The organism is Roseovarius arcticus, assembly GCF_006125015.1.
GTDB classification, from domain to species: domain Bacteria; phylum Pseudomonadota; class Alphaproteobacteria; order Rhodobacterales; family Rhodobacteraceae; genus Roseovarius; species Roseovarius arcticus.
Map to the genome: position 1 here is coordinate 1,424,821 of NZ_SZZN01000001.1, position 23,525 is coordinate 1,448,345.

At 60.4% G+C, this 23,525-nt stretch carries 19 protein-coding genes and 1 tRNA gene; 9 read left to right on the top strand and 11 right to left on the bottom strand.

Features of this window, described 5'->3' with window-relative positions:
* Window positions 1–80 precede the first annotated feature (80 nt).
* Window positions 81–1,625 carry a trimethylamine methyltransferase family protein gene (locus MK6180000_RS06715; RefSeq protein WP_138934038.1) on the top strand — a complete coding sequence of 515 codons (1,545 nt, stop codon included), beginning with the start codon at window positions 81–83 and terminating at the stop codon, window positions 1,623–1,625.
* A gap of 29 nt (window positions 1,626–1,654) precedes the next feature.
* Here MK6180000_RS06715 and MK6180000_RS06720 read toward each other — a convergent pair whose 3' ends face one another.
* Entirely contained in the window at window positions 1,655–1,945 is a 291-nt protein-coding gene (locus MK6180000_RS06720; RefSeq protein WP_138934039.1) for a DUF6477 family protein, read from the bottom strand.
* A 265-nt stretch (window positions 1,946–2,210) separates the two neighbouring features.
* Between MK6180000_RS06720 and MK6180000_RS06725 the strand changes: the two genes are divergently transcribed.
* Window positions 2,211–3,314, top strand: coding sequence for a DUF6456 domain-containing protein (locus tag MK6180000_RS06725; RefSeq protein ID WP_138936376.1), 1,104 nt, complete (start codon window positions 2,211–2,213; stop codon window positions 3,312–3,314).
* A gap of 6 nt (window positions 3,315–3,320) precedes the next feature.
* On the opposite strand, the gene MK6180000_RS06730 is transcribed toward MK6180000_RS06725, so the two are convergent.
* Window positions 3,321–4,046: a VIT1/CCC1 transporter family protein gene (locus MK6180000_RS06730; RefSeq protein WP_138934040.1), complete on the bottom strand. Its 726-nt coding sequence runs from the start codon at window positions 4,044–4,046 to the stop codon at window positions 3,321–3,323.
* Window positions 4,047–4,187: 141 nt separating this feature from the next.
* On the bottom strand, window positions 4,188–6,359 hold the full coding sequence (gene katG / locus MK6180000_RS06735) for a catalase/peroxidase HPI (protein WP_138934041.1): 2,172 nt from the start codon (window positions 6,357–6,359) through the stop codon (window positions 4,188–4,190).
* 156 nt (window positions 6,360–6,515) lie between these two features.
* Here katG and MK6180000_RS06740 point away from each other — a divergent pair, with 156 nt between their 5' ends.
* The gene (locus MK6180000_RS06740) at window positions 6,516–7,442 is read left to right on the top strand and encodes a LysR substrate-binding domain-containing protein (protein WP_138934042.1); all 927 of its coding nucleotides are present in this window, start codon (window positions 6,516–6,518) and stop codon (window positions 7,440–7,442) included.
* Between the two features lie 157 nt (window positions 7,443–7,599).
* Complete coding sequence (gene lipA / locus MK6180000_RS06745) at window positions 7,600–8,547, top strand: lipoyl synthase (RefSeq protein ID WP_138934043.1); 948 nt, start codon at window positions 7,600–7,602, stop codon at window positions 8,545–8,547.
* 2 nt (window positions 8,548–8,549) lie between these two features.
* On the opposite strand, the gene MK6180000_RS06750 is transcribed toward lipA, so the two are convergent.
* Window positions 8,550–9,830, bottom strand: a complete 1,281-nt coding sequence (locus tag MK6180000_RS06750) for an aspartate aminotransferase family protein (RefSeq protein ID WP_212751879.1) — start codon at window positions 9,828–9,830, stop codon at window positions 8,550–8,552.
* Entirely contained in the window at window positions 9,820–11,502 is a 1,683-nt protein-coding gene (locus MK6180000_RS06755; RefSeq protein WP_138934044.1) for a phosphotransferase, read from the bottom strand. The genes MK6180000_RS06750 and MK6180000_RS06755 overlap by 11 nt, the downstream gene beginning before the upstream one ends.
* Before the next feature lie 127 nt (window positions 11,503–11,629).
* On the opposite strand from MK6180000_RS06755, the gene MK6180000_RS06760 reads away from it, so the two are divergent.
* Both MK6180000_RS06760 and MK6180000_RS06765 read left to right on the top strand, forming a co-directional pair.
* The gene (locus tag MK6180000_RS06760; RefSeq protein WP_138934045.1) at window positions 11,630–13,714 is read left to right on the top strand and encodes an FAD-dependent oxidoreductase; all 2,085 of its coding nucleotides are present in this window, start codon (window positions 11,630–11,632) and stop codon (window positions 13,712–13,714) included.
* Complete coding sequence (locus tag MK6180000_RS06765) at window positions 13,711–14,898, top strand: aromatic ring-hydroxylating oxygenase subunit alpha (RefSeq protein WP_138934046.1); 1,188 nt, start codon at window positions 13,711–13,713, stop codon at window positions 14,896–14,898. Before MK6180000_RS06760 ends, MK6180000_RS06765 begins: the two co-directional genes overlap by 4 nt.
* On the opposite strand, the gene MK6180000_RS06770 is transcribed toward MK6180000_RS06765, so the two are convergent.
* Window positions 14,885–15,529, bottom strand: a complete 645-nt coding sequence (locus MK6180000_RS06770) for a TetR/AcrR family transcriptional regulator (protein ID WP_138934047.1) — start codon at window positions 15,527–15,529, stop codon at window positions 14,885–14,887. The genes MK6180000_RS06765 and MK6180000_RS06770 overlap by 14 nt on opposite strands.
* Before the next feature lie 149 nt (window positions 15,530–15,678).
* Here MK6180000_RS06770 and MK6180000_RS06775 point away from each other — a divergent pair, with 149 nt between their 5' ends.
* Window positions 15,679–17,055: an aminotransferase gene (locus MK6180000_RS06775; protein WP_425466827.1), complete on the top strand. Its 1,377-nt coding sequence runs from the start codon at window positions 15,679–15,681 to the stop codon at window positions 17,053–17,055.
* Window positions 17,056–17,226: 171 nt separating this feature from the next.
* Window positions 17,227–18,291, top strand: a complete 1,065-nt coding sequence (locus MK6180000_RS06780; protein WP_138934049.1) for an extracellular solute-binding protein — start codon at window positions 17,227–17,229, stop codon at window positions 18,289–18,291.
* A gap of 65 nt (window positions 18,292–18,356) precedes the next feature.
* Here MK6180000_RS06780 and MK6180000_RS06785 read toward each other — a convergent pair whose 3' ends face one another.
* The 5 genes from MK6180000_RS06785 to MK6180000_RS06805 form a co-directional block, all read right to left on the bottom strand.
* Window positions 18,357–19,454, bottom strand: a complete 1,098-nt coding sequence (locus tag MK6180000_RS06785) for an ABC transporter ATP-binding protein (RefSeq protein WP_138934050.1) — start codon at window positions 19,452–19,454, stop codon at window positions 18,357–18,359.
* 2 nt (window positions 19,455–19,456) lie between these two features.
* The gene (locus tag MK6180000_RS06790; protein WP_138934051.1) at window positions 19,457–20,290 is read right to left on the bottom strand and encodes an ABC transporter permease; all 834 of its coding nucleotides are present in this window, start codon (window positions 20,288–20,290) and stop codon (window positions 19,457–19,459) included.
* Window positions 20,290–21,153, bottom strand: coding sequence for an ABC transporter permease (locus MK6180000_RS06795; RefSeq protein ID WP_246040450.1), 864 nt, complete (start codon window positions 21,151–21,153; stop codon window positions 20,290–20,292). The genes MK6180000_RS06790 and MK6180000_RS06795 overlap by 1 nt, the downstream gene beginning before the upstream one ends.
* Window positions 21,154–21,217: 64 nt before the next feature.
* On the bottom strand, window positions 21,218–22,417 hold the full coding sequence (locus MK6180000_RS06800) for an aromatic ring-hydroxylating oxygenase subunit alpha (protein WP_138934052.1): 1,200 nt from the start codon (window positions 22,415–22,417) through the stop codon (window positions 21,218–21,220).
* 71 nt (window positions 22,418–22,488) lie between these two features.
* The gene (locus MK6180000_RS06805) at window positions 22,489–22,731 is read right to left on the bottom strand and encodes a hypothetical protein (protein ID WP_138934053.1); all 243 of its coding nucleotides are present in this window, start codon (window positions 22,729–22,731) and stop codon (window positions 22,489–22,491) included.
* 356 nt (window positions 22,732–23,087) lie between these two features.
* Between MK6180000_RS06805 and MK6180000_RS06810 the strand changes: the two genes are divergently transcribed.
* Window positions 23,088–23,162, top strand: a tRNA-Asn gene (locus MK6180000_RS06810).
* The last annotated feature ends 363 nt before the right edge of the window (window positions 23,163–23,525 follow it).

Consider the following 23,525-nt stretch of genomic DNA (forward strand, 5'->3'; position numbering starts at 1 on the left):
CGGGCGTAGGCGCTGGGATATTGAGGGTGCAGAAATCGGCCCCCAACCGGGGGCGGCAAGGCATTAAAGAGGGGCACATCATGGCAGAAGCATCAGCTGGTAGGCGCGCGCGTGGGGGCGGAGGCGCCGCCCGCCGCGCCGAGCGGACTGCAGTCAGCGTCGAGACCGCCAAGTATATCGAACGCAACATCCCCGTCTATGACCTGCTAAGCGAGGAAGCGCTGGAGATTATCGAGACGAACGCCGAGACGGTTCTGGCCGAAATTGGCGTCAACGTGGTCGATAACCCCGCCGCGCTAGAGCGCTGGCGCGAGGCTGGCGCCGAGATCGACGGCGAGCGCGTGCGCATCCCCCGCGGGTTGGCCCGCAAACTATGCGCGACCGCGCCCAGCCGCTACACCCAGCACGCCCGCAACCCCGAACGTAGCGTCGAGATCGGTGGCAAAACCCTCGTGACTGCGCCGGTCTACGGCCCTCCCTTCGTCCGCGATATGGAGGGCGGACGCCGCTATGCCACGATGGACGATTTCCGCAAATTCGTGAAGCTGGGCTATATGTCCAAATGGCTGCATATGTCGGGCGGCACCGTCTGCGAGCCGACGGATATCCCCGTGAATAAACGCCATCTGGACATGCTCTATGCCCACATGACCCTGTCGGACAAGCCGTTCATGGGGTCGGTCACCGACCCCAGCCGCGCACAGGACAGCGTCGATATGTGCGGCATCCTCTTTGGCGAGAAGTTCGTGCAGGAAAATACGGTGATGACGTCGCTGATTAACGTCAACTCGCCGCTGACGTTTGATGACGTGATGATGGGCGCGCTAGAGGTTTATGCCGCGAACAATCAGGCGTGCATCATTTCGCCCTTTATCGTGGGCGGTGCCATGGCGCCTGTATCAGTCATCGGCACGCTGACCCAGGTTCTGGCCGAGGTTATGGCGGGCGTCGCCTATAGCCAGCTAATCCGCCCCGGCGCGCCGGTAATCTTTGGCGCGTTTGTGACGTCGATCGATATGAACTCGGGCGCGCCCACATTCGGGACGCCAGAGGCCACCAATATCCTATACGGCGCGGGGCAGCTTGCCCGGCGGATGAACCTGCCGTTCCGATCAGGCGGCGCGCTCTGCGCCTCTAAGCTGCCCGATGCGCAGGCCGCCTACGAATCAGCGCACACACTGAACGCGGTTCTGCTGGGCGGCGTGAACTTCATGCTGCACAGTTGTGGTTGGCTGGAGGGCGGGCTTGTCTCCAGCTTTGAGAAATTTGTGATCGACGCCGACCAGCTGGGTGTGCTGCATCATCTGGCGCGCGGCGTGGAGCATGACGAAAACGGCCAAGCCATGGACGCCATCCGCGAGGTCGGCCCGGGCGGGCATTACCTTGGTTGCGCCCACACACAAGCCAATTTCAAGACCGCGTTCTGGCGCACCGAACTGCTGGATTACAAGCCGTTCGAGACGTGGGACGAGGAGGGCGCGCGCGATACGATGACGCTGGCCAATCTTCGAATGCACCGGATGCTGGACACCTACCAGCGCCCCGCTCTGGATCAGGGCATCACAGAGGCGCTGGACGAGTATATCGCGAAAAAGAAGGCGTCGATGCCCGACGCCTTCATGTAAATACCCAAGACCCCACGCGGCCCTTATTTCTAGGCCGCGTGGGCCATGCGCAGGATCTGCGCCTCGCCCATCATGGCGATCAGAATATCAACGTGCTTTGCTGCAGAATATCGCGTGCGATCACTGTGACGCTGCTGGTTCAGCGTATCTTCCATTTCTGCCAAACGGGCCAGCGCGGCGGCGCTGCGCGGTAGCGCGCCGTATCCTAAATGGCGGCGCAGATGCGCGTCGCGCCTGTATTCGGCGGCGCCAATGCGCGCGGCACGGATCAAAAGGCGCGGACGGCGCAGGCTATCGAGGGCTTTGAGGATTTCAGGCATCTTTGGTCTCCAATCTGAATTGCGACCTTTTCATGGCACAACTATGGCGGGTGTTGCGCAAAGCGGCGATCCATCGCTCGCACCTGTTTCTCTTTGTTTACACCTTGGAAACCATTGTTGCCAAACCGTTTACAATTAACGAACCGGTAACTTTTTCTCGCATAGGTTGCATGCCAAAGACGTGGATAAGTCTGTGGATAAGCAGCGGCGAAGGGGCAACGACCCCAAATGGGAACGCCGCGAAAAGGCTAAAAGAAGGGTAATGATGTTGAACTGGGGAACAGACAGCGGCGGTGCGCCTAGCGTGCCGTCATGGGTGCCGCAAGGGGCGATGCTATACCTCGCCCATACCGAGCAAGGATCGTCGATCCGTGCCCTTGCGCGACAAAATGGCTGTCACGCCTCGACGGTTCTGCGCCGTATTCGCAACATCGAAACCCGCCGCGACGATCCTATGGTGGACGAGGCGCTACGCCGCCTTGGCTGCCGAATTGCACCGCGAGAAGAGGCCGGCTCCCATCCTCAGGAGACTGCCGTGAATACCCAGACAAAAGAAATGCCAGCAGACGTGGCCGAAGTGACCGAAGCCCAACTGACGCGCGAGGCGGGCCGTATTCTGCGCCGCCTGTCCGAGGCGGGGGCAGTGCTGGCCGTCGCGGCGCAGATGGACAAGGCTGTTGTGGTGCGCGGCGATGGTGGGGGCGATCCGACGCGTACCGCTGTGGTTGACCGGGCAGTGGCCGAGGCGATGGCGCTTAAGGGCTGGATTGCTTGCGACGCGCCAGGACGCCTCGCGCGGTACCATATCACGAAGGCTGGCCGCACGGCACTGGGCGGTATGTTGGCCAAGGCAGAAAACTCCGCGTCAGGATTCGCCGATGCGCAGGCGCCGTTCAGCATGAAGGAGGGGGCAAGTGAGGCGCCCGGCCGCGTCCGGTACAGCGCATGCGACAGTCCTCTGGCCTCGCTGGCCCGGCGGCGCGACCGCGACGGTACCCGCTTTGTCCCCGATGATCTGGTGCGCGCAGGCGAGCGCCTCCGAGAGGATTTCGAGCTGTCTCAGATGGGCCCGCGTGTGACGCAGGACTGGAGCCGATTTTTGACCGCACCCGGCGGCGGTGGCGGCGCCGGCGGCCATGCCCGCGGCTTTGAGGCTGCCCGTCGCCGAGTTGAGGGTGCGTTGCATGATCTGGGTCCCGGCCTGGGTGATATAGCGCTGCGCTGCTGCTGCCATCTAGAAGGATTGGAGAAGGCCGAAAAACGCATGGGCTGGTCTGCACGCTCGGGCAAGATCGTGCTGCGCATCGCGCTGCAGCGGCTGAAACGGCACTATGACGAGTTGGGCGAAGCGGGCGGAATGATCGGTTAACGCCCGTCAGCCCCCGACAACGACGCCCACAGTATAGGCGACCACAGCGCAGACGGTGCCGACCAGCACCGTCTCGCTCACCGTGCGTGTTAGCCGCTCGCCAGTGGCGCTCCAGCGTAGAAGGCCAAGAGCGACCAGCGCCGCCCCAGTCGCACCCACCGACAGCCAGAATGTCTGTGGTTCGGGTTCAAGCAAAAAATAAGGAATTAACGGCACAGCGCCGAAAATCACGAAAGATACAAAGGTCATAAACCCCGAAAGGGCCGGGTTTTCCTGATCCGGGTCCAGCATTCCGAACTCGTATGTCATCATCAGATCACCGGTGATCTGAGGATGGCGCATCAAAAGATCGGCGAGGCTGCCGGCGTCGCCTTCTGGCACGCCGCGCTGGTGAAGGATCTGGACCAACTCGCCCCGCTCATGCGCGGGGTTCTGGGTAATTTCGATCATCTCGCTGGCGCGGCGGTTACGGTAAAGATCATGCTGCGAGCGCATCGAAAGGAATTCGCCCAACCCCATGCTGACCGCGTCGGCGAGAAGGTTGGCGATGCCAAAAACGAGTACGGCGATCCCGCCGATTTGTGCGACGCCGTCGGCCTGCGCCCCGGCAAAGCCTGCGACAATCGCAAAGGTGGTGACGATACCGTCATTGCCGCCATAGACGATCTGTTTCAGAAACTCTTGGGTGCGTCCAAGGGCATGTGCCTCGCGCCGGTGCGTTCCCCAGTCCATTGCTGCCCCTTTTTACTGCATACAGTTTAGAAGACGGCGCGAGGCAGGTCCACAAACGATGAACCCTGCCGCACAAAGCGGCGCGCAGAAAAAAGAGCGGGCCGCCAAGCCCGCTCTCGTTTGTTTCTTGTTACCCAAAGATCACTTCAAATCAAAGCGGTCCGCGTCCATCACCTTGGTCCATGCGGCAACGAAATCATGCACGAAACGCGGCTGTGCATCGTCCTGCGCGTAGACCTCTGCGACGCTGCGAAGCTGCGAGTTGGAGCCAAAGACCAGATCGGCGCGCGTGCCAGTATAGCGGACTTCGCCAGTCTTGCGATCCTTGGCCTCGAACGCATCCTGCTCCTCGTCCGTGCTGGTCCACTCGATATCCATGCGCAGCAAATTGACAAAGAAATCATTGGTCAACTGGCCGGGACGGTCTGTCAGAACACCGTGCTTCGTGCCGCCATGGTTTGCACCCAGCGCACGGATGCCACCAACCAGAACCGCCATTTCAGGCGCCGTCAGGTTCAAAAGCTGCGCGCGGTCGATCATTAGATGCTCGGCTTTGACGCTGAACTTTTGCTTTTGGTAGTTGCGGAAGCCGTCAGAGACAGGCTCCAACACGTCGAAGCTCTCGACATCGGTCTGCTCGGCGCTGGCATCGGTGCGGCCCGGATGGAACGGCACGTCGACCGTGTGCCCTGCATCGGCGGCGGCCTTTTCCACCGCAGCCACACCGCCGAGCACGATCAGATCGGCGAGCGACACAGGCTTGGAGAACGCGGACTTGATCGCTTCCAGCTTGTCCAGAACCTTTGCTAGGCGGGCAGGCTCGTTCGCGTCCCAGTCCTTTTGCGGGGCCAGACGGATGCGCGCGCCGTTGGCGCCGCCGCGATGGTCCGACCCGCGATAGGTGGAGGCGGACGCCCAAGCGACAAACACCAGATCCGCAGTCGAAAGGCCACTGTCCAGAATCTGGCTCTTGAGCGATTTGATGTCAGCGGCATCCACCGGTGCATGATCCGCAGCAGGGATCGGGTCCTGCCAGATCAGATCCTCGGCCGGCACGTCCTTGCCCAGATAGCGCGTCTTGGGGCCCATATCGCGGTGGGTCAGCTTGAACCAAGCGCGCGAGAATGCCTTTGCAAAGGCCTCCGGGTCTTTGTGGAAGCGGCGCGAGATCTTCTCGTATTCTGCGTCGAACCGCATGGCCAGATCGGCTGTGGTCATCATTGGCGGATGCATTTTGCCTGCCTCATGCGCGTCGACGACCATGTGCTCGGGCTTGGGGTCCCTTGGCGTCCATTGTTGCGCACCTGCAGGGCTCTTGGTCAGCACCCACTCGTTATCAAACAGCACGTCGAAATAGCCCATGTCCCACTTTGTTGGATTCGGCTTCCAAGCACCTTCGATGCCAGATGTCGTGGCATGAACGCCATGGCCGGTCTCGTGGCTGTTTTTCCAGCCAAAGCCCATATGCGCCATGTCGCCGCCCTCAGGTTCAGGTCCCATGTAGATGGGGTCTGTTGCGCCGTGTGCCTTGCCAAAGGTGTGACCTCCGGCAATCAGCGCCACAGTTTCCTCGTCATCGACGCCCATTCGGGTAAAGGTCTGGCGAATGTCATAGCCCGACGCGACAGGATCGGGATTGCCGTCCGGCCCTTCGGGGTTGACGTAAATCAGGCCCATCTGAACGGCGGCAAGTGGGTTGTCCATGATGCGTTCGCCGGAGTAACGGCTGCCTTCCTTGTCAGAGGTTTGCAGCCATTCTGCCTCGGCGCCCCAATAGACGTCTTCTTCGGGGGCATAGATATCGGCACGCCCACCGCCAAAGCCAAAGATTGGCCCGCCCATCGATTCGATCGCCACATTGCCTGCAAGGATTAGCAGGTCAGCCCAGCTGAGGTTGTCGCCGTACTTCTTCTTGATTGGCCACAGCAGACGGCGCGCTTTGTCGAGGTTGCCGTTATCAGGCCAGCTGTTCAGCGGTGCAAAGCGCTGGTTGCCGGTGTTCGATCCGCCGCGTCCATCAGCGGTGCGGTAGGTGCCGGCAGAATGCCACGCCATCCGGATAAAGAGGGGGCCGTAGTTGCCGTAATCGGCGGGCCACCAGTCCTGGCTGTCGGTCATCAGCGCATGCAAATCGGACTTCACAGCGTCCAGATCGAGTTTCTTGAACGCCTCGGCGTAGTTGAAATCCGCACCCATCGGATTGGGGCTACGGCCATGCTGGTGCAGCACGTTGACGGGCAGTTGGTCAGGCCACCAGTCGCGATTCGTGCGCTTGGCTTTGTTGGTGACGGGGCATTTCAGATTGCCGTCCATGGTGTTTCCTCCGTTGGGGCGCCTGCCGGTGCGGTGCGCCTGATGTGTTCGCTGATCCCTGAGCGCGAGGCATCTGGAATCATTCCAAGTTGAACATGAGTGTTTCGAGCTATAAATGCAAATTGCAGTTTCTTCTGATACCGATAAGGAAAAGCTATGAACGTCACCTTGCGCCAATTGACCTACTTTCGCGCTTTGGCCGAACATCGGCATTTTGGCAGGGCGGCGGCGTCCGTCTCAGTTTCGCAGCCGGCCCTGTCGGTCCAGATCCGCGATCTTGAGCATGACTTGGGACAGCCACTGGTGGAGCGGCGGGCGCGCGACGTGGTGCTGACGCCTTTTGGCCGCCTTATGCTAACCCACGCAGAGGCAGTTGGCGAGGGCGTGCGCAGCATGGAGGAGGCCGCGCGCTGGCATGGCGGGCTGTCGGGTCGCCTTCGCATCGGACTGATCCCGACGCTGGCGCCCTATCTGCTGCCCGGCACGCTGGAGGCATTGCGTAGCGGCGACATTTCCATGGATGTGCAGGTGCAGGAGGCCAAGACGGATCGTCTGATTGCCGATCTGGTCGCAGGTCGTCTGGATGCGGCCGTGATGGCGCTGCCCATTGAGGCGGCGGGCCTCGTGGCGCAGACGCTGTTTGAGGATCGTTTTTTGCTTGCGGGCAGCGCGGCGCGGCTGGACGCGATGAAAAGCGGGGCCGAGGCATTGAGGCCCGATGGTCTGGGCGCGCAGCAGCTTTTGCTGCTGGAGGACGGGCATTGCCTAACCGATCAGGCACTCGATCTATGCGGTCGGGGCAGGGGGCATGCCCAGATCGACATGGGCGCCTCATCGCTGGCCACTTTGACGCGGCTGGTTGCCGCAGGATTTGGCCTGACGTTAATGCCCGAACTGGCCGCTGAGGCGGAGGTGCGCGGCGCACCCGGCGTGCGGCTGGTGCGGTTTGCCGCGCCCGAGCCTGCGCGAACGGTGTGTCTCGTGCGGCGGGCTTCGACAGGGGGCGAGGGATGGTTTGCACAGTTGGCAGAAGTGCTGACTGCTGTGGGGACGGGGATCACCGCGGCGGTGCGAAAGGTGTGAGCTTCGCCTTACCCGCGGCGGCCGGGCGCACGCCGCGTGACTTAGCCCTCTGATAAATCGTCGCAATCGTCACAGGGCCGCGCCGCAATACTGGCAACTCTCCCGTTCCGCCCCTATAGTTACACCAACCTACCACACCATTCGCGGGGACCAATTCGTGCGTGATCTGAAAATTCCGAGCCAGCGCCATCCCGAAAAGGCGCGCCGCCCCGACAACGTACAGCCGAAAAAGCCTGACTGGATCCGCGTCAAAGCGCCCGGTGGCGAGGGCTACGCCAAGACCGCCCGCATCATGCGCGAGCATAAGTTAACGACAGTCTGCGAAGAGGCGGGCTGCCCGAATGTGGGCGAATGCTGGTCCCAAGGTCACGCGACCATGATGATCATGGGCGAGGTTTGCACCCGCGCGTGCACCTTTTGCAACATAGCCACCGGCAAGCCGCCCGAAGATCTGGACGCGTTTGAGCCGGGCCGCGTCGCCGATGCCGTGCAAAAGCTGGGGCTGAACCATGTCGTCGTCACCTCGGTTGATCGCGACGATGTGGCCGATGGCGGGGCCGAGCATTTCGCCCAGACAATCCGCGCTATCCGCCATCGCAGCCCCGACACCACAATCGAGATTCTAACGCCCGATTTCCTGAACTGCGACCCTGCGGTTCTAAAACTGGTCGTCGACGCCAAGCCGGACGTGTTTAACCACAATCTAGAGACTGTGCCGGGCCTCTACCCGTCCGTCCGCCCCGGCGCCCGCTATTTCCACTCCCTTCGCCTACTTCAGCGCGTAAAGGAAATGGACCCCAGTATTTTCACCAAATCCGGCATCATGGTCGGATTGGGAGAGGAGCGCGCAGCCGTCCATCAGGTCATGGATGACATGCGCGCCGCCGACATTGATTTTCTGACCATCGGGCAATATCTGCAACCCACGCCCAAGCATCACGTTTTGGATCGTTTCGTGACGCCCGAGGAGTTTGCAGCCTACGAAAAGGCAGCGTTCGGCAAGGGTTTCCTGATGGTGTCTGCCACGCCGCTCACCCGCTCGTCCTATCACGCGGGGGATGATTTCGCGCGTCTGCGCGAGGCCCGGATGAAGAAGCTGGCCTGAGATCACAGACGGGCCAGCGCGCGGTCTATCGCGGCGATGGCTATGTCCACCTGCGCGGGCCCGAATGTCAGTGGCGGTCGCAGTTTCAGCGTCTGGCCCAGTGCGCCGGATGTGCCGGTGATGACGCCCTCACTAGCAATTAAATTGCCCAGTCGCGCCATTTCCGCACGGCAGAACGGCGCGCGGGTATCTGCATCTGAAATCATATCCAGCCCATAGAACAGTCCAGCACCTTGAACCGCGCCGATAACCGGATGTCGTGCTTGCAAACCCTCTAACGCTTCGCGGAAATAGCTGCCGGTGCGCGCGGCATTGGCCAGCAACCCTTCATCTTCGATCACGTCGATCACTGCGTTCGCCACGGCGGCTGATACCGGATTGCCGCCAAACGTGTTGAAATAGAACGATTTATCGGCCAGCGCTTGCGCCACGTCCCTTCGCGCAAACGTCGCGGCGACGGGGTGGCCCGCACCCATCGGCTTGCCGCAGGTGACGATGTCGGGCGTGACGCCGTAATCCTCGAACCCCCACCAATGCGCGCCCATCCGGCAATAGCCGGCCTGCACCTCGTCGCAGATCACGAGCCCGCCGCGATTGCGCACTTCTTGGCACAGCGCGGCCACATATCCTGTCGGGGCCACCAGCGGGCCGTTCGCGTCCCAACTGGCATCCAGCAGCAAGCACGCCAGATGCTGGCCGCGCGCCTCAAGCGCGTCCATGGCTTGCACCGCGAGCGCCAGATATTTCGCAGCTGCTGCCGGATCATCGCCTCGGTACGGGCCTCGAAACAGATTGGGCGGCTCCAGCACGCATAGCCAATCCGGGCGCTCATCGGCAGGATATTCGGACGGCGACGCCGCTAGCGTCAGCGCGGTATTGCCGTGATAGGAGTGGTCGAAAACCGCCACGCCGCGTGCCCCGGTAAATCTGCGCGCCATTTGCAACGCCAGATCATTCGCCTCGGACCCGGTGCAGGCAAAGGCGGCAACCTCAATGCTACTTGGCAGCTTGGCCAGCAGCCGCTCGGCCAGCCTCACGACGCCTTCGTGCAGATAGCGGGTATGGGTGTTCAGCACCTGCGCCTGCGCTGCCAGCGCAGCGGTTACATGCGGGTGGCAATGCCCCACCGACGGCACGTTGTTGTAGCAATCTAAGTACCGCGTGCCGCCCGCATCCCACATCCATACGCCATCCCCGCGCACCATATGCAGCGGCTCCTCAAAAGCATGATAGTAGGAGGGTGCGAGGACGGCGGCGCGCCGGCGCATCAAACTATCGGTCACTTTCACCCCCTGCACAGGCGGCATGGATCGCGGCTGTCACCTCGGCGCCGTTCAGTGCGGCGAGCACAGTCAGGCGCTCTATCAGTCCCGCGCGTATCTCGCGCAAGGCATCCGTGCGAGGACCGCAAACCGACAGCTTTGCGTCCAGAAGCAGCACCGAAAGCGCCTGCCGCGAAATCATCGCGTCAAAAATCAGGTCTAGCTCGTCTATGGTGAACGGGCAGGCGGTGTGATAGCCGGCCACGGCGGCGGCGGCCATAGCCGAAGGGTCGCGCGCATCTTCGGCAAAGCCGAGAGCAAGGATCGCCGCATCACAAAGCAGCGGCGCGCGCGCCATGTCGCCAAAGTCGATCAGGCCGCAGACGCTGCGGGCGTCCGGCGTACTGCGCAACAGGTTCTCCAGATGCGCGTCGCCGTGAATTAGCTGCCATCGCTGCGTGTTTAGGCGGTATCGCAGGCGCTCATAAGATGGCCGAAGATCGGCCTCAAAGCTGCGAATGTCCTTTTGGCCCATCCCCCAGAACGCTGGATTCGCCAGCAGTCCATTTTCGATACCCCATTCATTGAAGGCAGGCGGCGGCGCGCCCTCTAGCTTGGCCAGTGCCTGCGCCGTGCAGCCCAGCAGGATACCGGCATCATGCGCCAACTCAGGTGCCGGCGGCGCACCATCCGCGACGGGCTGGCCGGGCGCATAGTCCAGCACGCGTAGCTCGCAAATTCCGTCGCCAAAGGCGACTTTCTGGACGATCAGCGCGCCATCCTTGGCCGCATAGGCGCCGGGCAAGCCGCAATCCGGCATGTGCTGGGCCAGATGTTCCAAGGCGCGCATTTGGAACGCCGCCGCGCCGGGCGCATCCCTCTTGCGCGTGACCTTGACCACGAATTTCTGACCGTTCTCGCAATCAAGGCGCAGAGTTTGTTCGCCCTCGCCATCCAAGGCGAGCAGATCGCCGCGCAGTCCGTATTCTTGCACCAGAAGCGGGGCAATGATTTCTCGGCCCAAACTCGGCGGATTAAATTGCACGGCTAGACGCGCGCGCAATTCATCGATGCCGTCTAGCCCCTCGACACCCGGAAAATGACCCGGAAAGAGACCATTCAAAAAGCGATAAATCACGCGTTCTGCGCGAGGCGCGTCATAGCCATCAGGATGCAGCATGAAATCGGTCCATATCCCATCCAGCAGCGCAATAGTGCCGCGCATCGCATCCTTCGCTAGCGCGCTATCACCATCGGCCAATTCCGAAAAGGCCCGCGTCAGCACCTTTTCCAGACGCCCGCCGCGCGTGTCGCTATGGGCGGCGATGGCGGGAACGGTGCGCGCGGCGCCGCGCAACTCGTACCAGATGCCGACGGTGCGCGAATTCATCACCGCCTTTGAGAGATCGCAAGCGACAACTGCTCGTATCTGCGATGTTGGTTCAGGCGCCGCAGCGCCCAAATGCGTGTCCAATTGCGTGTAATATCCATCGCTGGCATGCTTCGCGGCCGCTGCGATCAGGGCGTCCTTGCCTTGGAAATGCAGGTGGATCATGCCGCGCGACAGGCCTGCGCGCGCGATGATCTCGCTGACCGAGGCCGCAGCGTACCCGCGTTCAGCAATCGCCTCCAACGCGGCGTCGATCAGGCGCCGGTGATTGGAAATCTTGCGCGGGCTTTCTGCGGTTTTCATGATGAATAGCGGCGCCTCCATTAACGGTCTCAATGGTGAGAAGAGTTGACAGGAGCGGCGCGGACAAGTCAATTATGGACAATCGTTCATTTTAGCCAGCCTCAGCTAGACGCAAGGAACCATCGCCATGACAGCCGGAAAATATGCGGCGCTTTTCGAGCCGGTCCGCATTGGCCCGGTGACCGCGCCAAACCGTTTTTATCAGGTGCCGCATTGCACCGGCATGGGGTATTTGCGCCCGCGTGCCGACGCTGCCGTGCGCGGCATGAAGGCCGAGGGCGGCTGGGGCGTGGTATGCAATCAAGAGACGGAAATACACCCCACCTCCGACCTCTCGCCATCTCCCGAGGGGCGCCTTTGGGATGCCGCTGACATCCCTGCGTTGCGGCTGATGACGGATGCAATTCACAAACACGGTGCGCTGGCGGGGGTCGAGTTGGCGCATAATGGCGCACATGCCGCCAATCTTTTGACGCGCGCACCGGTGCTGTCGCCTTCGGGCGGCGCGATAAATGCGATGCACCCAAAGCAGGCGCGTGCGATGGACAAGGCTGATATCCGCGACCTGCGCCGTTGGCATCGCGACGCCGCGCGGCGGGCGCGGGAGGCGGGCTTCGACATCATCTACGTCTATGCCGGGCATGAAATGACGCTAACGCAGCACTTTCTGCTGCCTCAGAACAACCAGCGCAGCGACGAATATGGCGGCACTCTGACAAACCGCGTTCGGCTGATCCGCGAACTGCTAGAGGAGACGCGAGAGGAGGTCGGTGATACCTGCGCCGTTGCGTTCCGCTTTGCCGTCGATCAGATGCAGGGCGAGGCGGGGATGCAGGCGACTGGCGAGGGGCGCGAGGTTGTCCAAATGCTGGCCGATCTGCCCGACCTCTGGGACGTCAACGTCTCGGGCTGGGAAAACGACAGCGCTACCACCCGTTTTCAGCCCGAAGATGGCTATCAGAATGATTATATCCGTTTCGTCAAGGAAGTGACGCAGCGGCCCGTCGTGGGTGTCGGGCGGCTGACCTCGCCCGATATGATGGTGTCGATGATAGAAAAGGGCATCGTTGATTTTATCGGTTCTGCGCGCCCGTCTATTGCCGATCCGTTCCTGCCCGCAAAAGTTCGCGAGGGCCGGATTGAGGAGATACGCGAGTGTATCGGCTGCAACATCTGCGTCGCCAGCGACAACCAATCGGTTCCCATCCGTTGCACGCAAAACCCGACGATGGGCGAGGAGTGGCGCCGCGGCTGGCACCCCGAGAAGATCGCGGCCAAAGGTGCCGCCGAGTCCGCGCTGGTCATAGGCGCGGGGCCTGCGGGGCTGGAATGTGCTATGCAACTGGCCAAGCGTGGCTACGACGTCACGCTGGCCGAGGCGCGCGAGGAACTGGGCGGCCGCGTGCGGCGTGAGGGTAGTCTGGCGGGCCTCGTTGCATGGCGGCGCGTCGCGGACAATCGCCTGCACGATCTGCGCCAGCGCGCCAACGTCTCGATCTATGCGCAGAGCAGGCTGAGCGCCGCCGAGGTCGGCGAGCTTGGCATCGCGAACATTTTTGTCGCGACCGGCGCGACGTGGCGGCGCGACGGGGCAGGGCGCACGTCGCATGGCCCTATAGCGGTGGATGGCGCGATGCAGGTGCTGACGCCCGACGACATCATGGACGGCACGTTGCCACACACTGGTCCGATTGCGATTTATGATGATGATCCGGGTTATATGGGCGGGGTACTAGCATCGCAACTGGCGGAGGCGGGGCGCGAGGTGACATTGATCACGCCTGCGCCCATCGTGTCCCCCTGGACCGAGATGACGCTGGAGCAGGATCGTATTCAAAGCGCGCTCGTTACGCTTGGCGTGCGGATAATGACGGGCCGCGCGCTGGTGCGCGTGACAGCCGAGGCGTGCATCACAGCCGGCGTCTACGGCGAGCCCGAGCAGGCCGTTCCTTGCGCCTCCCTCCTGATGGTCACGTCCCGTCAGTGCGAGACCGCGCTGTATGATCAACTCGCCGCGATGCGCGCATCAGGCGATATTGCACTGGACACGCTGGAGCTGATCGGTGATGCCGCGCAGCCCGGTCTGATCGCAGATGCAATTTACGCGGGCCATGCCGCCGCCCGCGCATTCGAGGGCGATCCAAGTGCCACCAATGCCGCATATTTCCGGCGCGAGATGGTCGCACTGACAGACGAGGGAGGTCAGGCATGATCCGCGCCAATAGAGCCAGCATGAGGGCCGCCTATCGCCCCGGATTTGCCATGCCGCGCGACTTTTACATGTCGCCTGAGGTCTATGAGAGCGACCTTCGCGACTATTGGAACCGCAGTTGGATCTGGGTCGGTCATGAAAGCCAGATTGAGGCGCCCGGTGATTTCTTCGTCTTTGACTACGGCCCGGAATCGGTGATCGTCGCGCGGGACCGCGAGGGTGCTATCGGCGCGTTTCAGAACGTCTGCCGCCATCGCGGATCGCGCGTGTGCCTTGAGGCCTCTGGCAACACCCGTGTTTTCGCCTGCCCCTACCACGCTTGGACCTACGAGCTGACGGGCAAGCTGCGCCGCGCCCGCGAGATGGGCGAGGGGTTCGACCCGTCGGAGTACGGCTTGCTTCCACTGCATCTGCGCAACTTCGAAGGGTTGCTGTTCGTCTGCGCCGCCGAGCATCCGCCCGAGATCGACGACGGATTGGCTCAGCTTGCACCGCTGGCCGCGCCGTTTGACTTGCGCAATACGCGCATCGCCCACACGGCCACATATACTGTTTCAGCAAACTGGAAGCTGGCGGTCGAGAATTACATGGAATGTTATCACTGCGCCAACGCGCATCTGGATTTTGCCCGGTCGCATAGCATCAAGGACCCCGGTCACAAGACCGAGGAATTGGTGCAGGCTTTGCGTCCCCGCAGCCGCGCGGCTGGCCTGCCAATAGACGAGGTGCAGCGCTACGAGCCGGGCAAGGCGACGCTGTTCTACAAGCGCTATCCGCTGTTCGATGGCTTCCAAACTGGCAGTCGCACCGGCGCGGCGCTGGCGCCACTATTGGGCAACCTCAAGGGGTTCGACGGCGGCGCAACCGATCTTCAAATCGGTATCTTGAACAACTTTATCGTCTATTCCGATCACATGGTCGGATACCGTTTCTTGCCGGTGTCACAATTGGAATGCCGGATCGAGGTCGTCTGGTTCGTCCGCGCGGGCGCCGAGGCGGGCGTAGACTACGACCATGATGACCTGACATGGCTCTGGCACGTCACTTCGCTGGATGACGAGCGGATCATCCGCCACAATCAAGAGGGCGTAAAATCACACCATTTCGTGCCTGGCCCGCTGTCAGAGATGGAGTGGGGCATCGCCGCGTTCTACGATGATTATTTTAGCGTCAGCGCTGGGTAATCCGCGCTGCCAGCTCTGGCACGAGGCGCGCGGCCATCCTCAGCGTCTCATCCATGCAGCGCGCGGCGCTGTACTGCTCGGGCGCAACATGCAGATGCTGCCAGTAACCATCCGAAAAGGTGTCGATCCATTCAGCCGCCCGGTTCACGTCTTCGCCCGTCGCGCCCGTCATCAGCGCGGCGCAGGCCTCGCGCATGGCACCGATGCGCGCTGTATCAAATTGCACCAGAATTTCGGCGTATTTCGGGGTGAATTTCTGTTCGCCCCAGTAGGCAAACCAAAATGACAATGATTCGGGATTGCAGATGACCGGATCAAAATCAGCCCGTATCAGCGCGATCAGGCGGTCGGCAGGATCATCGCCAGCCCCGGCGAGCGCGTCCTGCCAATTCTGTTGATAGCGCGCATAGTGATCCAGTAGGGCCTCGGCCAGCAGGCCTGCCTTTGACTTAAAATAGAACACTGCAACGCCTTGCGAGAGGCCCGCCTGCGCGGCGACGGTCGCCAGCGTGGTGCGCGACAGCCCATTCTCTGCAATTGAACGCCACGTCGCGTCCAGCAGTTGCTGGCGCCGCTTGTCGGCGTTTTCCTTGCGCTCTTTGCGCGGTTTTACTGGCGGTTGATCGGTCATAGGCTCGCTACAATTGTTCGATAGCCCACATATCGGGGTGCGCCTCTTTGTGCCACACTGAATTTATTTATTTGAGCGCTCAAAAAAACTTTACGTATGCGGCAGACGTGATACCTTGGCGGGCAACACCCATCAAAAGGATGACCGCCATGACTATTGCCATCAATGCATCCACAAACCAGCCGGACACCGAAGAGCTGCACGATTGGGATCGTACCCATCAGCTCCATCCTTGGGCGGCGATGGATGATTGGCGCGGCTACGATCACATGATGGTGGGCAGCGCCAAGGGGATTTATCTGTGGGACGCCTCAGGCAAGCGTTTCATTGACGGACCGGGGGGCATGTGGTGCGTCCAGATCGGCTATGGCAGGCAGGAAATGGCAGATGCCATATCTGCGCAGGTGATGACGCTGCCCTACACCTCGCCGTGGACCACGGTAACGGAGCCATCGGCGCAACTGGCCAAGAAGATCGCCGACCTGGCGCCCGGTGATCTGAACAATGTGTTCTTCACCACGGGCGGATCGACGGCTGTGGATACTGCGATCCGCACGATGCATTTCCTGAACAATCGCCTTGGCCGCCCGGACAAGAAGATCGTGATCGCGCGGGAAAAGGGCTATCACGGCTCAACCTATCTGGCCTCATCAGTGACGGGCAAGGAGCGGGACAAATCCAAGTTCGACGTAGAAAGTCGGCTGGTGCGATTCCTGCCTGATGTCAATCCATATCACCGCGCCGAGGGACAAAGCGTCGAAGCATGGTGCGACGAAAAGGTCGCCGATCTCGAGAATATGATTGCCGAGGTTGGCCCCGAAAACGTGGGTGCTTTCATCGCTGAGCCGATACTGTGTTCGGGCGGCGTAATCATCCCGCCTGAGGGCTACCACAAACGCACGCACGCGATCTGCAAGGCGCATGACATCCTTTATATCTCGGACGAGGTCGTCACCGGATTTGGCCGTCTGGGCCACTGGTTCGCGTCGCAAGACGTGTTTGGCATCACGCCCGATATTATCACTTGCGCCAAGGGCCTTACCTCGGGCTACCTGCCGCTGGGCGCGTGCATCATATCGGACGCTGTGATGGAGCGGATGACCGACCCGGACGATCCGGTGCTTTTCGCCAATGGGTATACCTACTCCGCACACCCAGTCTGCTGCACGGCGGCGCTAAAGAATATCGAGATCCTCGAAAATGAGGGCATCCTTGAGCATGTGCGCGAAGTTTCACCTCATTTTCAGGCGCGTCTGCAAGCGCTGCGCAAATTCGACGTGGTCGGCGACGTGCGCGGGATGGGCCTCTTGGGCTGTATCGAGGGCAGTGCGCGCACGTTGGCGGGCGAACGGCGATTGGGCGCGATGCTGGACGAGGTTTGCGAAGAGATGGGACTGCTGGTGCGGCCCCTGATCAACATGGCGGTCTTTTCGCCGCCGCTGATTATCACGTTGCCCGAGATCGACGAGATGTTCGATATTCTGGAACGCGCTTTGGAAGAGGTGGAGCGTAGATTGGCGGCATGATTGCATTAGGATCGGATGATAAGCGTCGGTTATTAAGGTGATTAATTAACTTATAGATTTCTGAATGAGCGCTCAGATAAATCTTGTGAGAATTCCGTTTCGTGTTAGCCTCAATATCAAGGCCACGGGCAATACGCGCCCGAAATAAGGCCGCCCAACAAGGAGAACTATATGTCTGCCTACCGCAAGATTGCTATCGCTGTGTCCTCTGCCGCCATCATCGCCGCCGGAGCAGTGTCTGCCAATGATTCCGAGCTAACCATTTTTGACTGGGCCGGCTACGAGGATCCCGGATTTTTCCAGTCTTACATCGACGAGCATGGCGAGGCGCCTACGTTCGCCTATTTCGGCGACGAGGAAGAGGCATTTCAAAAGCTGCGCTCCGGTTTTGCCGCTGACGCGGCGCACCCATGTTCGCAATCCGTGCCCAAATGGATCGAGGCTGGCCTGCTGGAGCCGATTGATAAATCGCGCATCGACCGCTGGGATGATCTGAACCCTGGCTTTCGCGACATCGAAGCGTACCAGAAGGATGGCGAGACCTACTTTATACCCATTGATTGGGGCAACACGGCAGTCATTTATAACACCGAACTGCTGACAGACGAGGACGTTGCCTCGCTGCAAGCGTTCGCCGATCCCAAGAATATGGGCCGTATTTCCATCGGTGATAATGTCGACGACGCCTATGCGCTGGCATTTCTTGCAGGCGGCGTGACCGATTGGACGAAGGCGACAGACGAGGAATTTGAGGCCGCATCAGCGTTTTTACGTAAGGTGCATCCAAATGTGCGGGCCTATTGGTCGGACGGATCATCGCTGGCGCAATTGATGCAAAGCGGCGAGGTTTATCTGGCCTGGGCCTGGAACGAGACTTTTTCGACGATGAGCGCCGAGGGCCATCCCATCGGCATCAAGAGAGACACTGCCGAGGGCGCGTCAAGTTGGGTCTGCGGCTATACCAAGATGGCGGGCGGCACTGGATCGGACGACAAGTTCTATGATTTCATCAATGCATGGCTAGAGCCGAAATCGGTGGAATACATCGTGACGGCATGGGGTTATGGCCACGCCAACGCGGCAGCAATGGCAGAAATTCCTGCCGAAACGCTGGCCTCGGTCGGACTAGAGAGCAGCGACAAGCTGCGCGAGAACACACTGTGGCAGGCTCCCGTGCCGTTCGAACTGCGTGAAAAGATGATAGCGGAATTCGAGCTGATCAAAGCCGGCTTTTAAGGTCTGATATCTACGCAATTCTAAAAGAGAGCGGGCCTTACGGCCTGCTCTTTTTTGTTTGTGGGTTACTCCAGCAGGACGATGGAATCCGCGCCCCAGCCGACAGTCACCTTGGCTCCGTCTCGCGCCACTGCGCGCCCAGCGGTGTTGCGCATCGAGATCGTGACAGGATCGGAGGCGCCGGGCAGGGCGACGGTGTAGTAGGTCATGTCGCCGTAGTAGTCGGTGCTGGTCACTGTGCCCTCCACCTCATGCTCAAAACTTCCGGTATCTCCGTCCAGAATAGTGAACATTTCGGGTCGCACTCCGACGACGTTGATGTTTGCAGCATTCAACCGCTTTGGCGCCTGCGCGACTGGAATGTCCACCTTGCCCAAGGCCGGAACTGTAAGCTGATAGGGTGCATCACCGCCCCCTGTGGCTGTCGCGTCTAGGAAGTTCATCACGCCGATGAAGGATGCGACCTTGCGCGTGGCAGGCCGGCGATACAGCTCTTCGGGGGTGGCGAGTTGCGCTATCGTCCCGTCAAAGATGACGGCGATCCTATCGGACATGATCAGCGCCTCTTCTTGGTCATGGGTGACGAGAATAAAGGTAATTCCCAGCGACTTTTGCAAGCTGCGCAGCTCGTGCTGCATCTGGTCGCGCAGTTTCTTGTCCAGCGCAGATAGCGGCTCGTCCAGCAGTATGACCTTGGGCCGCATGACCAGCGCGCGGGCAAGGGCGACGCGCTGGCGCTGCCCGCCCGACAACTCATGCGCCTTACGCTCGCCGTAACCTGCCAGATCGACCATCGCGAGGGCCTCATCGACTTCCTTGGCCATCGCGGCCTTGCCCAACTTTTTGCGCACGAGGCCGTAGCCGACATTCTCGGCCACGTTCAGATGTGGAAAGATCGCATAGCTTTGAAACACCATATTGGTCGGGCGCTGGTTGGCGGGGATACCCTTCATCGGCTTGCCGCCAATCATGATCGTGCCACCTGTGACCTGCTCAAACCCTGCGATCAGGCGCAGCAATGTAGTTTTTCCGCAGCCCGATGGGCCCAGCAGTGAGAAGAACTCACCCTCGCGAATGGTGGCATTGACACCGCTGAGGGCCGTGACGGCGCCAAAGCTTTTGGAAACGTCCTTAATTTCGATGATCGGTGCGGCGTCGGCCATGTTTAGACAAGTCCTTGTGTTGATCCGGCATCCATCCCTTGCCTGCGGGTCGCGCGGCGGCGAAATACCTCGGCCACGATCAGCAGCCCGACGGAGACCGCCAGCAAAATCGTGCCTAGTGCCATCACTGACGGCAGCTTGGACGGGAAGCGTAGCTGGCTCCAGATATAGACCGGAAGAGTGACGTCTGTGCCGGTCAGGAAAAACGAAATGATGAATTCGTCCAGAGAAATAGTGAAAGTGATCAATAGGCTAGAGATAACGCCCGGCATGATTAGCGGCAGCGTCACGCGCCGGAACGTACCCCAGCGCGTCTCGCCCAGATCAAAAGACGCCTCCTCCAGACTACTTTCCATTCCGGCGAAGGCCGAACTGAGGATTGCGATGGAGAAGGGCGTGCAGATCAGGACGTGGCCGGCAATAACCGTCCAGAGCGAAAGGGACATGCCCAGTTGCATCAGCATGACGAGTAAGGCGACAGCGACGATAATCTCAGGCAGGACCAGCGGCAGCATAATGAAGCCCATGACGCCTTTTTGCCCCGGAAAGCTGTAATTGGCGGCCGAACGCGCAGCGCAGGCGCCGAGAAAGGTGCTGATCAGCGCCGTGGACAGAGCCACAAACCCGCTATTGCGCACAGCGCCGTGCAATGCGTCGGTCGTCCATAGCAGATCAAACCATTTCGTGGTGAAGCCCGTCAGCGGAAATGCCACGATCGTCGCATCGTTGAACGCAAAGAGCGGCAGCAAGATCACCGGCGCATAGAGGAACAGCATGTAGGCAACGGCATAGACCACAAGCCACTTGGACGAGATGAATTTGCCAAATCCGCGCATCATTTCACCTTACCGCCGAATTTCTTGCCGGCAAAATAGATGCCGATGCTGATCGCCGCGACCACGATCATTGACGACACCGCCAGCGCCGCGCCCAAGGGGGCGTTGTTCGCTTTTCCGAACTGGATCTGAATCATGTTGGCCACCATGAGCCCGTCGGTACCGCCAACCAGCTTGGGCGTAATGTAGTCGCCCACGGTCGGGATCAGCACGATCAGCGTTGCCGCGACAACACCCGGCATCGCCAGCGGCAGGGTGATGCGCCAAAAGCGGCGCAGCGGGCCGTCGCCAAGGTCCTCGGCGGCCTCCAGCAGTGAGCGGTCGATTTTTTCCAGCGCGATAAAGATCGGCAGGATTGCGAAGGGCGCCCATGCATGCGCCAGCGTCAGCACGACGGCATTGGCATTATAAAGGATAAATGTCAGGGGCTCGTCGATGATGCCGAGGTTTATCAGTGCTGAATTCAGCACGCCGTTATAGCCCAGGATTACTTTCCATAGGAACACGCGCAGCAGATAGCTGGTCCAGAACGGCACGGTGATCAGGAACAGCCACAGCGCCTTACGGCTACGCACATGGAACGACAGGTAGTAAGCGATGGGAAACGCTAGAATGACCGTCGTAGTTGTCACGATGAGCGATATTTTCAGCGAGCGCCACATCAGCACCTGAAATATCGGCTGCGTCCATGCCTCGCGATAGTTGGCGAGGGTAAACGTCTTGTCCAGGTCCAGATAGTCCTGCGTCCAGAAGCTGAACATCACCACCATCGCTAGCGGCGCGGCCAGCATTACCAGCGCATAGGCCAGCGTAGGGCTGAGAAGGGTCAGGCCCTGTCGACTCTCTTGGCTCAGACTAGGCACGGCTGGCGCATCTCCCGCAGGGCAAGATCAGCGTTACATGCAGCCATCGCCAGATCAAGCGCTCTCATGTGGCAAGCGCGCCCAGACGGTCGTCATTGGCCTTTTGCAGCGTGCCAGCAGGCGGCTCATCCCCGTCCAGCACCGGGAACAGTTTTCGTAGGGCGTCGTGATACGTCTTTACCCCGTATTCCAGATCCGACAGCGTGATCCCGTCAAAGCCGCTGGAAAACGCGGCCTCCCACGTCCATTCGATCAGCTGTTCGTCTTCCTTGCTGGTGATGCGGTCGATGCGCATCGACAGGTAACGTGCGGCGCGCATCTGCCGATCTTCGTCCTTGTGGCGGTAGGTGGTGCCGCGCTGGATGGTCATGCCATTTTCAACCGGGAATTCGTGGTAGAAATTGACTGAATCCGGATAAAAGCCAAAGACGAGGTTCGGGAACATCCCCACATAAAGCCACGCGGCCTTGTGATCGTCATCCAGCCGGGCAGGCGGGCTGAGGATGTTGCGATATTGCTCGACACTCCAAAGGCGGTGCTTGCCCTGCCGGAACTGCCCCAGCGAGCGGGAGGTGCCGTCTGTAAACGGCTCGTCATGGTAGTTGGTGCCAAATAGGTCATGCAGGCCCGGATGGGCCATCGGCACGTGATAGCCCTCGTTGTCGACGTCGCGCACACATTTCCAGTTCGCCTCAATCTCGGACGCCCAGAAGCTGTCCTCGACTGGGACCAGATTTTCCAGATCGTATTGAGCCAGTTCCTTGTCAAAGCGCGCCATGATCTTGGCGACGGCGGGCTGCGGACCGGGCTTGAACCGCACAAAAACGAATCCTTGCCAGATCTCCATTTCGATTGGTTTCAGGCCCATTTTGACCGGGTCCAGATCGGGCAGGGATTGCGGCTGCGATGCGCCGCGCAGCGTGCCGTCAAGGTTATAGGCCCAGCCATGGAAGGGGCAGATGATCGCCGAGCGGCAATTGCCCGAATTTTCTGCCACGACGCGCGATCCGCGATGGCGACATAAGTTATGAAACGCCCGGACCACATCATCTTGGCCGCGAATAACCAGCGCGCGCTCGCCCACCAGATCGGAGGCGATGAAATCACCCGCATTTGGGATATCGCTGACATGGCATACGACCTGCCAATGGCGGCGGAACAACTGCTCCTTTTCGGCCTCAAGCATCTCTGGGCTAAAGAAGCTCCACGCAGGCAGACCCTTGCGATCCCAGTGGTTCGGGACTTGGGTGTTTTGCGGTTCCATGGCGGGTGCTCCTGTTGGCTTGGGGTGACTATAGTTAATTTAACTGAGCGCTCAAACAAAAAATTTAATAACTAAGTTTGACGCTCGATTGCGCGGGCCAAAAAGCGGTAAAATCGGGCGTCGTCGACACGCGCCACGTTAATCCGGACTGCGGGGCAGGGCGCAGCATCACCGCAATAAAAAAGGCGACCTGGCGCAAGGAAAATACCGGCCTCTGCAGCGTCGCGGACCAGAGCACGCTCGTCCAGATGCGCAGGCAGACGCAGAAAGCTATAATAGCCAAACTCGTGTTCAGCGACTGGTGCAAGGCCCATGGCGCGCACGCGGGCCTTGGCGGGTGCCCCTACGCCCCCTACGCCCCCCGAAATGTAGCGACTGAACTGCTAGCAGAACACTTGGCAAAGCGCGGGCTGAATGCAGGTGTAGACATGAAACGCCTCGCAGTCGCTGCCGCCCTAGCGCGGCGCATCACAGGCACTAATGGCTAAGAGGGGTGCTGAGCGCGATTGCACCCCACAAACCTGCGCTTCCCGCAGCCTCAATCGCGCCCCAGATCCACTCCCATCAAGGCTAGGTCTCGTCCATCCATCCCCTTGATAAAACTAACCTGATCTTTTGCCCGAAACAGACTGGACGCCACCGAATCCCATTGCTATACGGCATCTCGTGTTCCGGCGTAGCTCAGCGGTAGAGCAGTTGACTGTTAATCAATTGGTCGTAGGTTCGATCCCTACCGCCGGAGCCAATATTGACTTAAGTCACTGACAACATTGCCATCTTCTACTTGAAGTTCGGCGGTGTCCCACCAAGGCGTATCACCGCTATGGTGTGAATGTGCGGCGAGATCCCATCAATGGGATCCAAGACTGCATAAACATCTTCATCTGATGCGACGCGGCGACACCTATTACTGGCGTCGAAAAGCGCGCCGCTTATCCACATGTTTCTTCGACTGGCAAATCTCATTGCGCACGGCAGATCGCGCGCGGGCCGTTATTCTGTGTCGGAGATTACTTGCAGATAGTGAGCACGTTTTGGAAGCGATTGAAGAAAAACGCCTAACACAGCAAGAGGCTGGTGCTTTTCTTTGGCGTGTTGTGCACACTGA

Bases quoted from the DNA above. Each gene is read 5' to 3' on its own strand.
- MK6180000_RS06715 (WP_138934038.1), top strand. From the start codon at position 81: ATGGCAGAAGCATCAGCTGGTAGGCGCGCGCGTGGGGGCGGAGGCGCC.
- MK6180000_RS06720 (WP_138934039.1), bottom strand. From the start codon at position 1,945: ATGCCTGAAATCCTCAAAGCCCTCGATAGCCTGCGCCGTCCGCGCCTT.
- MK6180000_RS06725 (WP_138936376.1), top strand. From the start codon at position 2,211: ATGTTGAACTGGGGAACAGACAGCGGCGGTGCGCCTAGCGTGCCGTCA.
- MK6180000_RS06730 (WP_138934040.1), bottom strand. From the start codon at position 4,046: ATGGACTGGGGAACGCACCGGCGCGAGGCACATGCCCTTGGACGCACC.
- katG (WP_138934041.1), bottom strand. From the start codon at position 6,359: ATGGACGGCAATCTGAAATGCCCCGTCACCAACAAAGCCAAGCGCACG.
- MK6180000_RS06740 (WP_138934042.1), top strand. From the start codon at position 6,516: ATGAACGTCACCTTGCGCCAATTGACCTACTTTCGCGCTTTGGCCGAA.
- MK6180000_RS06755 (WP_138934044.1), bottom strand. From the start codon at position 11,502: ATGAAAACCGCAGAAAGCCCGCGCAAGATTTCCAATCACCGGCGCCTG.
- MK6180000_RS06760 (WP_138934045.1), top strand. From the start codon at position 11,630: ATGACAGCCGGAAAATATGCGGCGCTTTTCGAGCCGGTCCGCATTGGC.
- MK6180000_RS06765 (WP_138934046.1), top strand. From the start codon at position 13,711: ATGATCCGCGCCAATAGAGCCAGCATGAGGGCCGCCTATCGCCCCGGA.
- MK6180000_RS06770 (WP_138934047.1), bottom strand. From the start codon at position 15,529: ATGACCGATCAACCGCCAGTAAAACCGCGCAAAGAGCGCAAGGAAAAC.
- MK6180000_RS06775 (WP_425466827.1), top strand. From the start codon at position 15,679: ATGACTATTGCCATCAATGCATCCACAAACCAGCCGGACACCGAAGAG.
- MK6180000_RS06780 (WP_138934049.1), top strand. From the start codon at position 17,227: ATGTCTGCCTACCGCAAGATTGCTATCGCTGTGTCCTCTGCCGCCATC.
- MK6180000_RS06785 (WP_138934050.1), bottom strand. From the start codon at position 19,454: ATGGCCGACGCCGCACCGATCATCGAAATTAAGGACGTTTCCAAAAGC.
- MK6180000_RS06790 (WP_138934051.1), bottom strand. From the start codon at position 20,290: ATGCGCGGATTTGGCAAATTCATCTCGTCCAAGTGGCTTGTGGTCTAT.
- MK6180000_RS06800 (WP_138934052.1), bottom strand. From the start codon at position 22,417: ATGGAACCGCAAAACACCCAAGTCCCGAACCACTGGGATCGCAAGGGT.
- MK6180000_RS06805 (WP_138934053.1), bottom strand. From the start codon at position 22,731: ATGGGCCTTGCACCAGTCGCTGAACACGAGTTTGGCTATTATAGCTTT.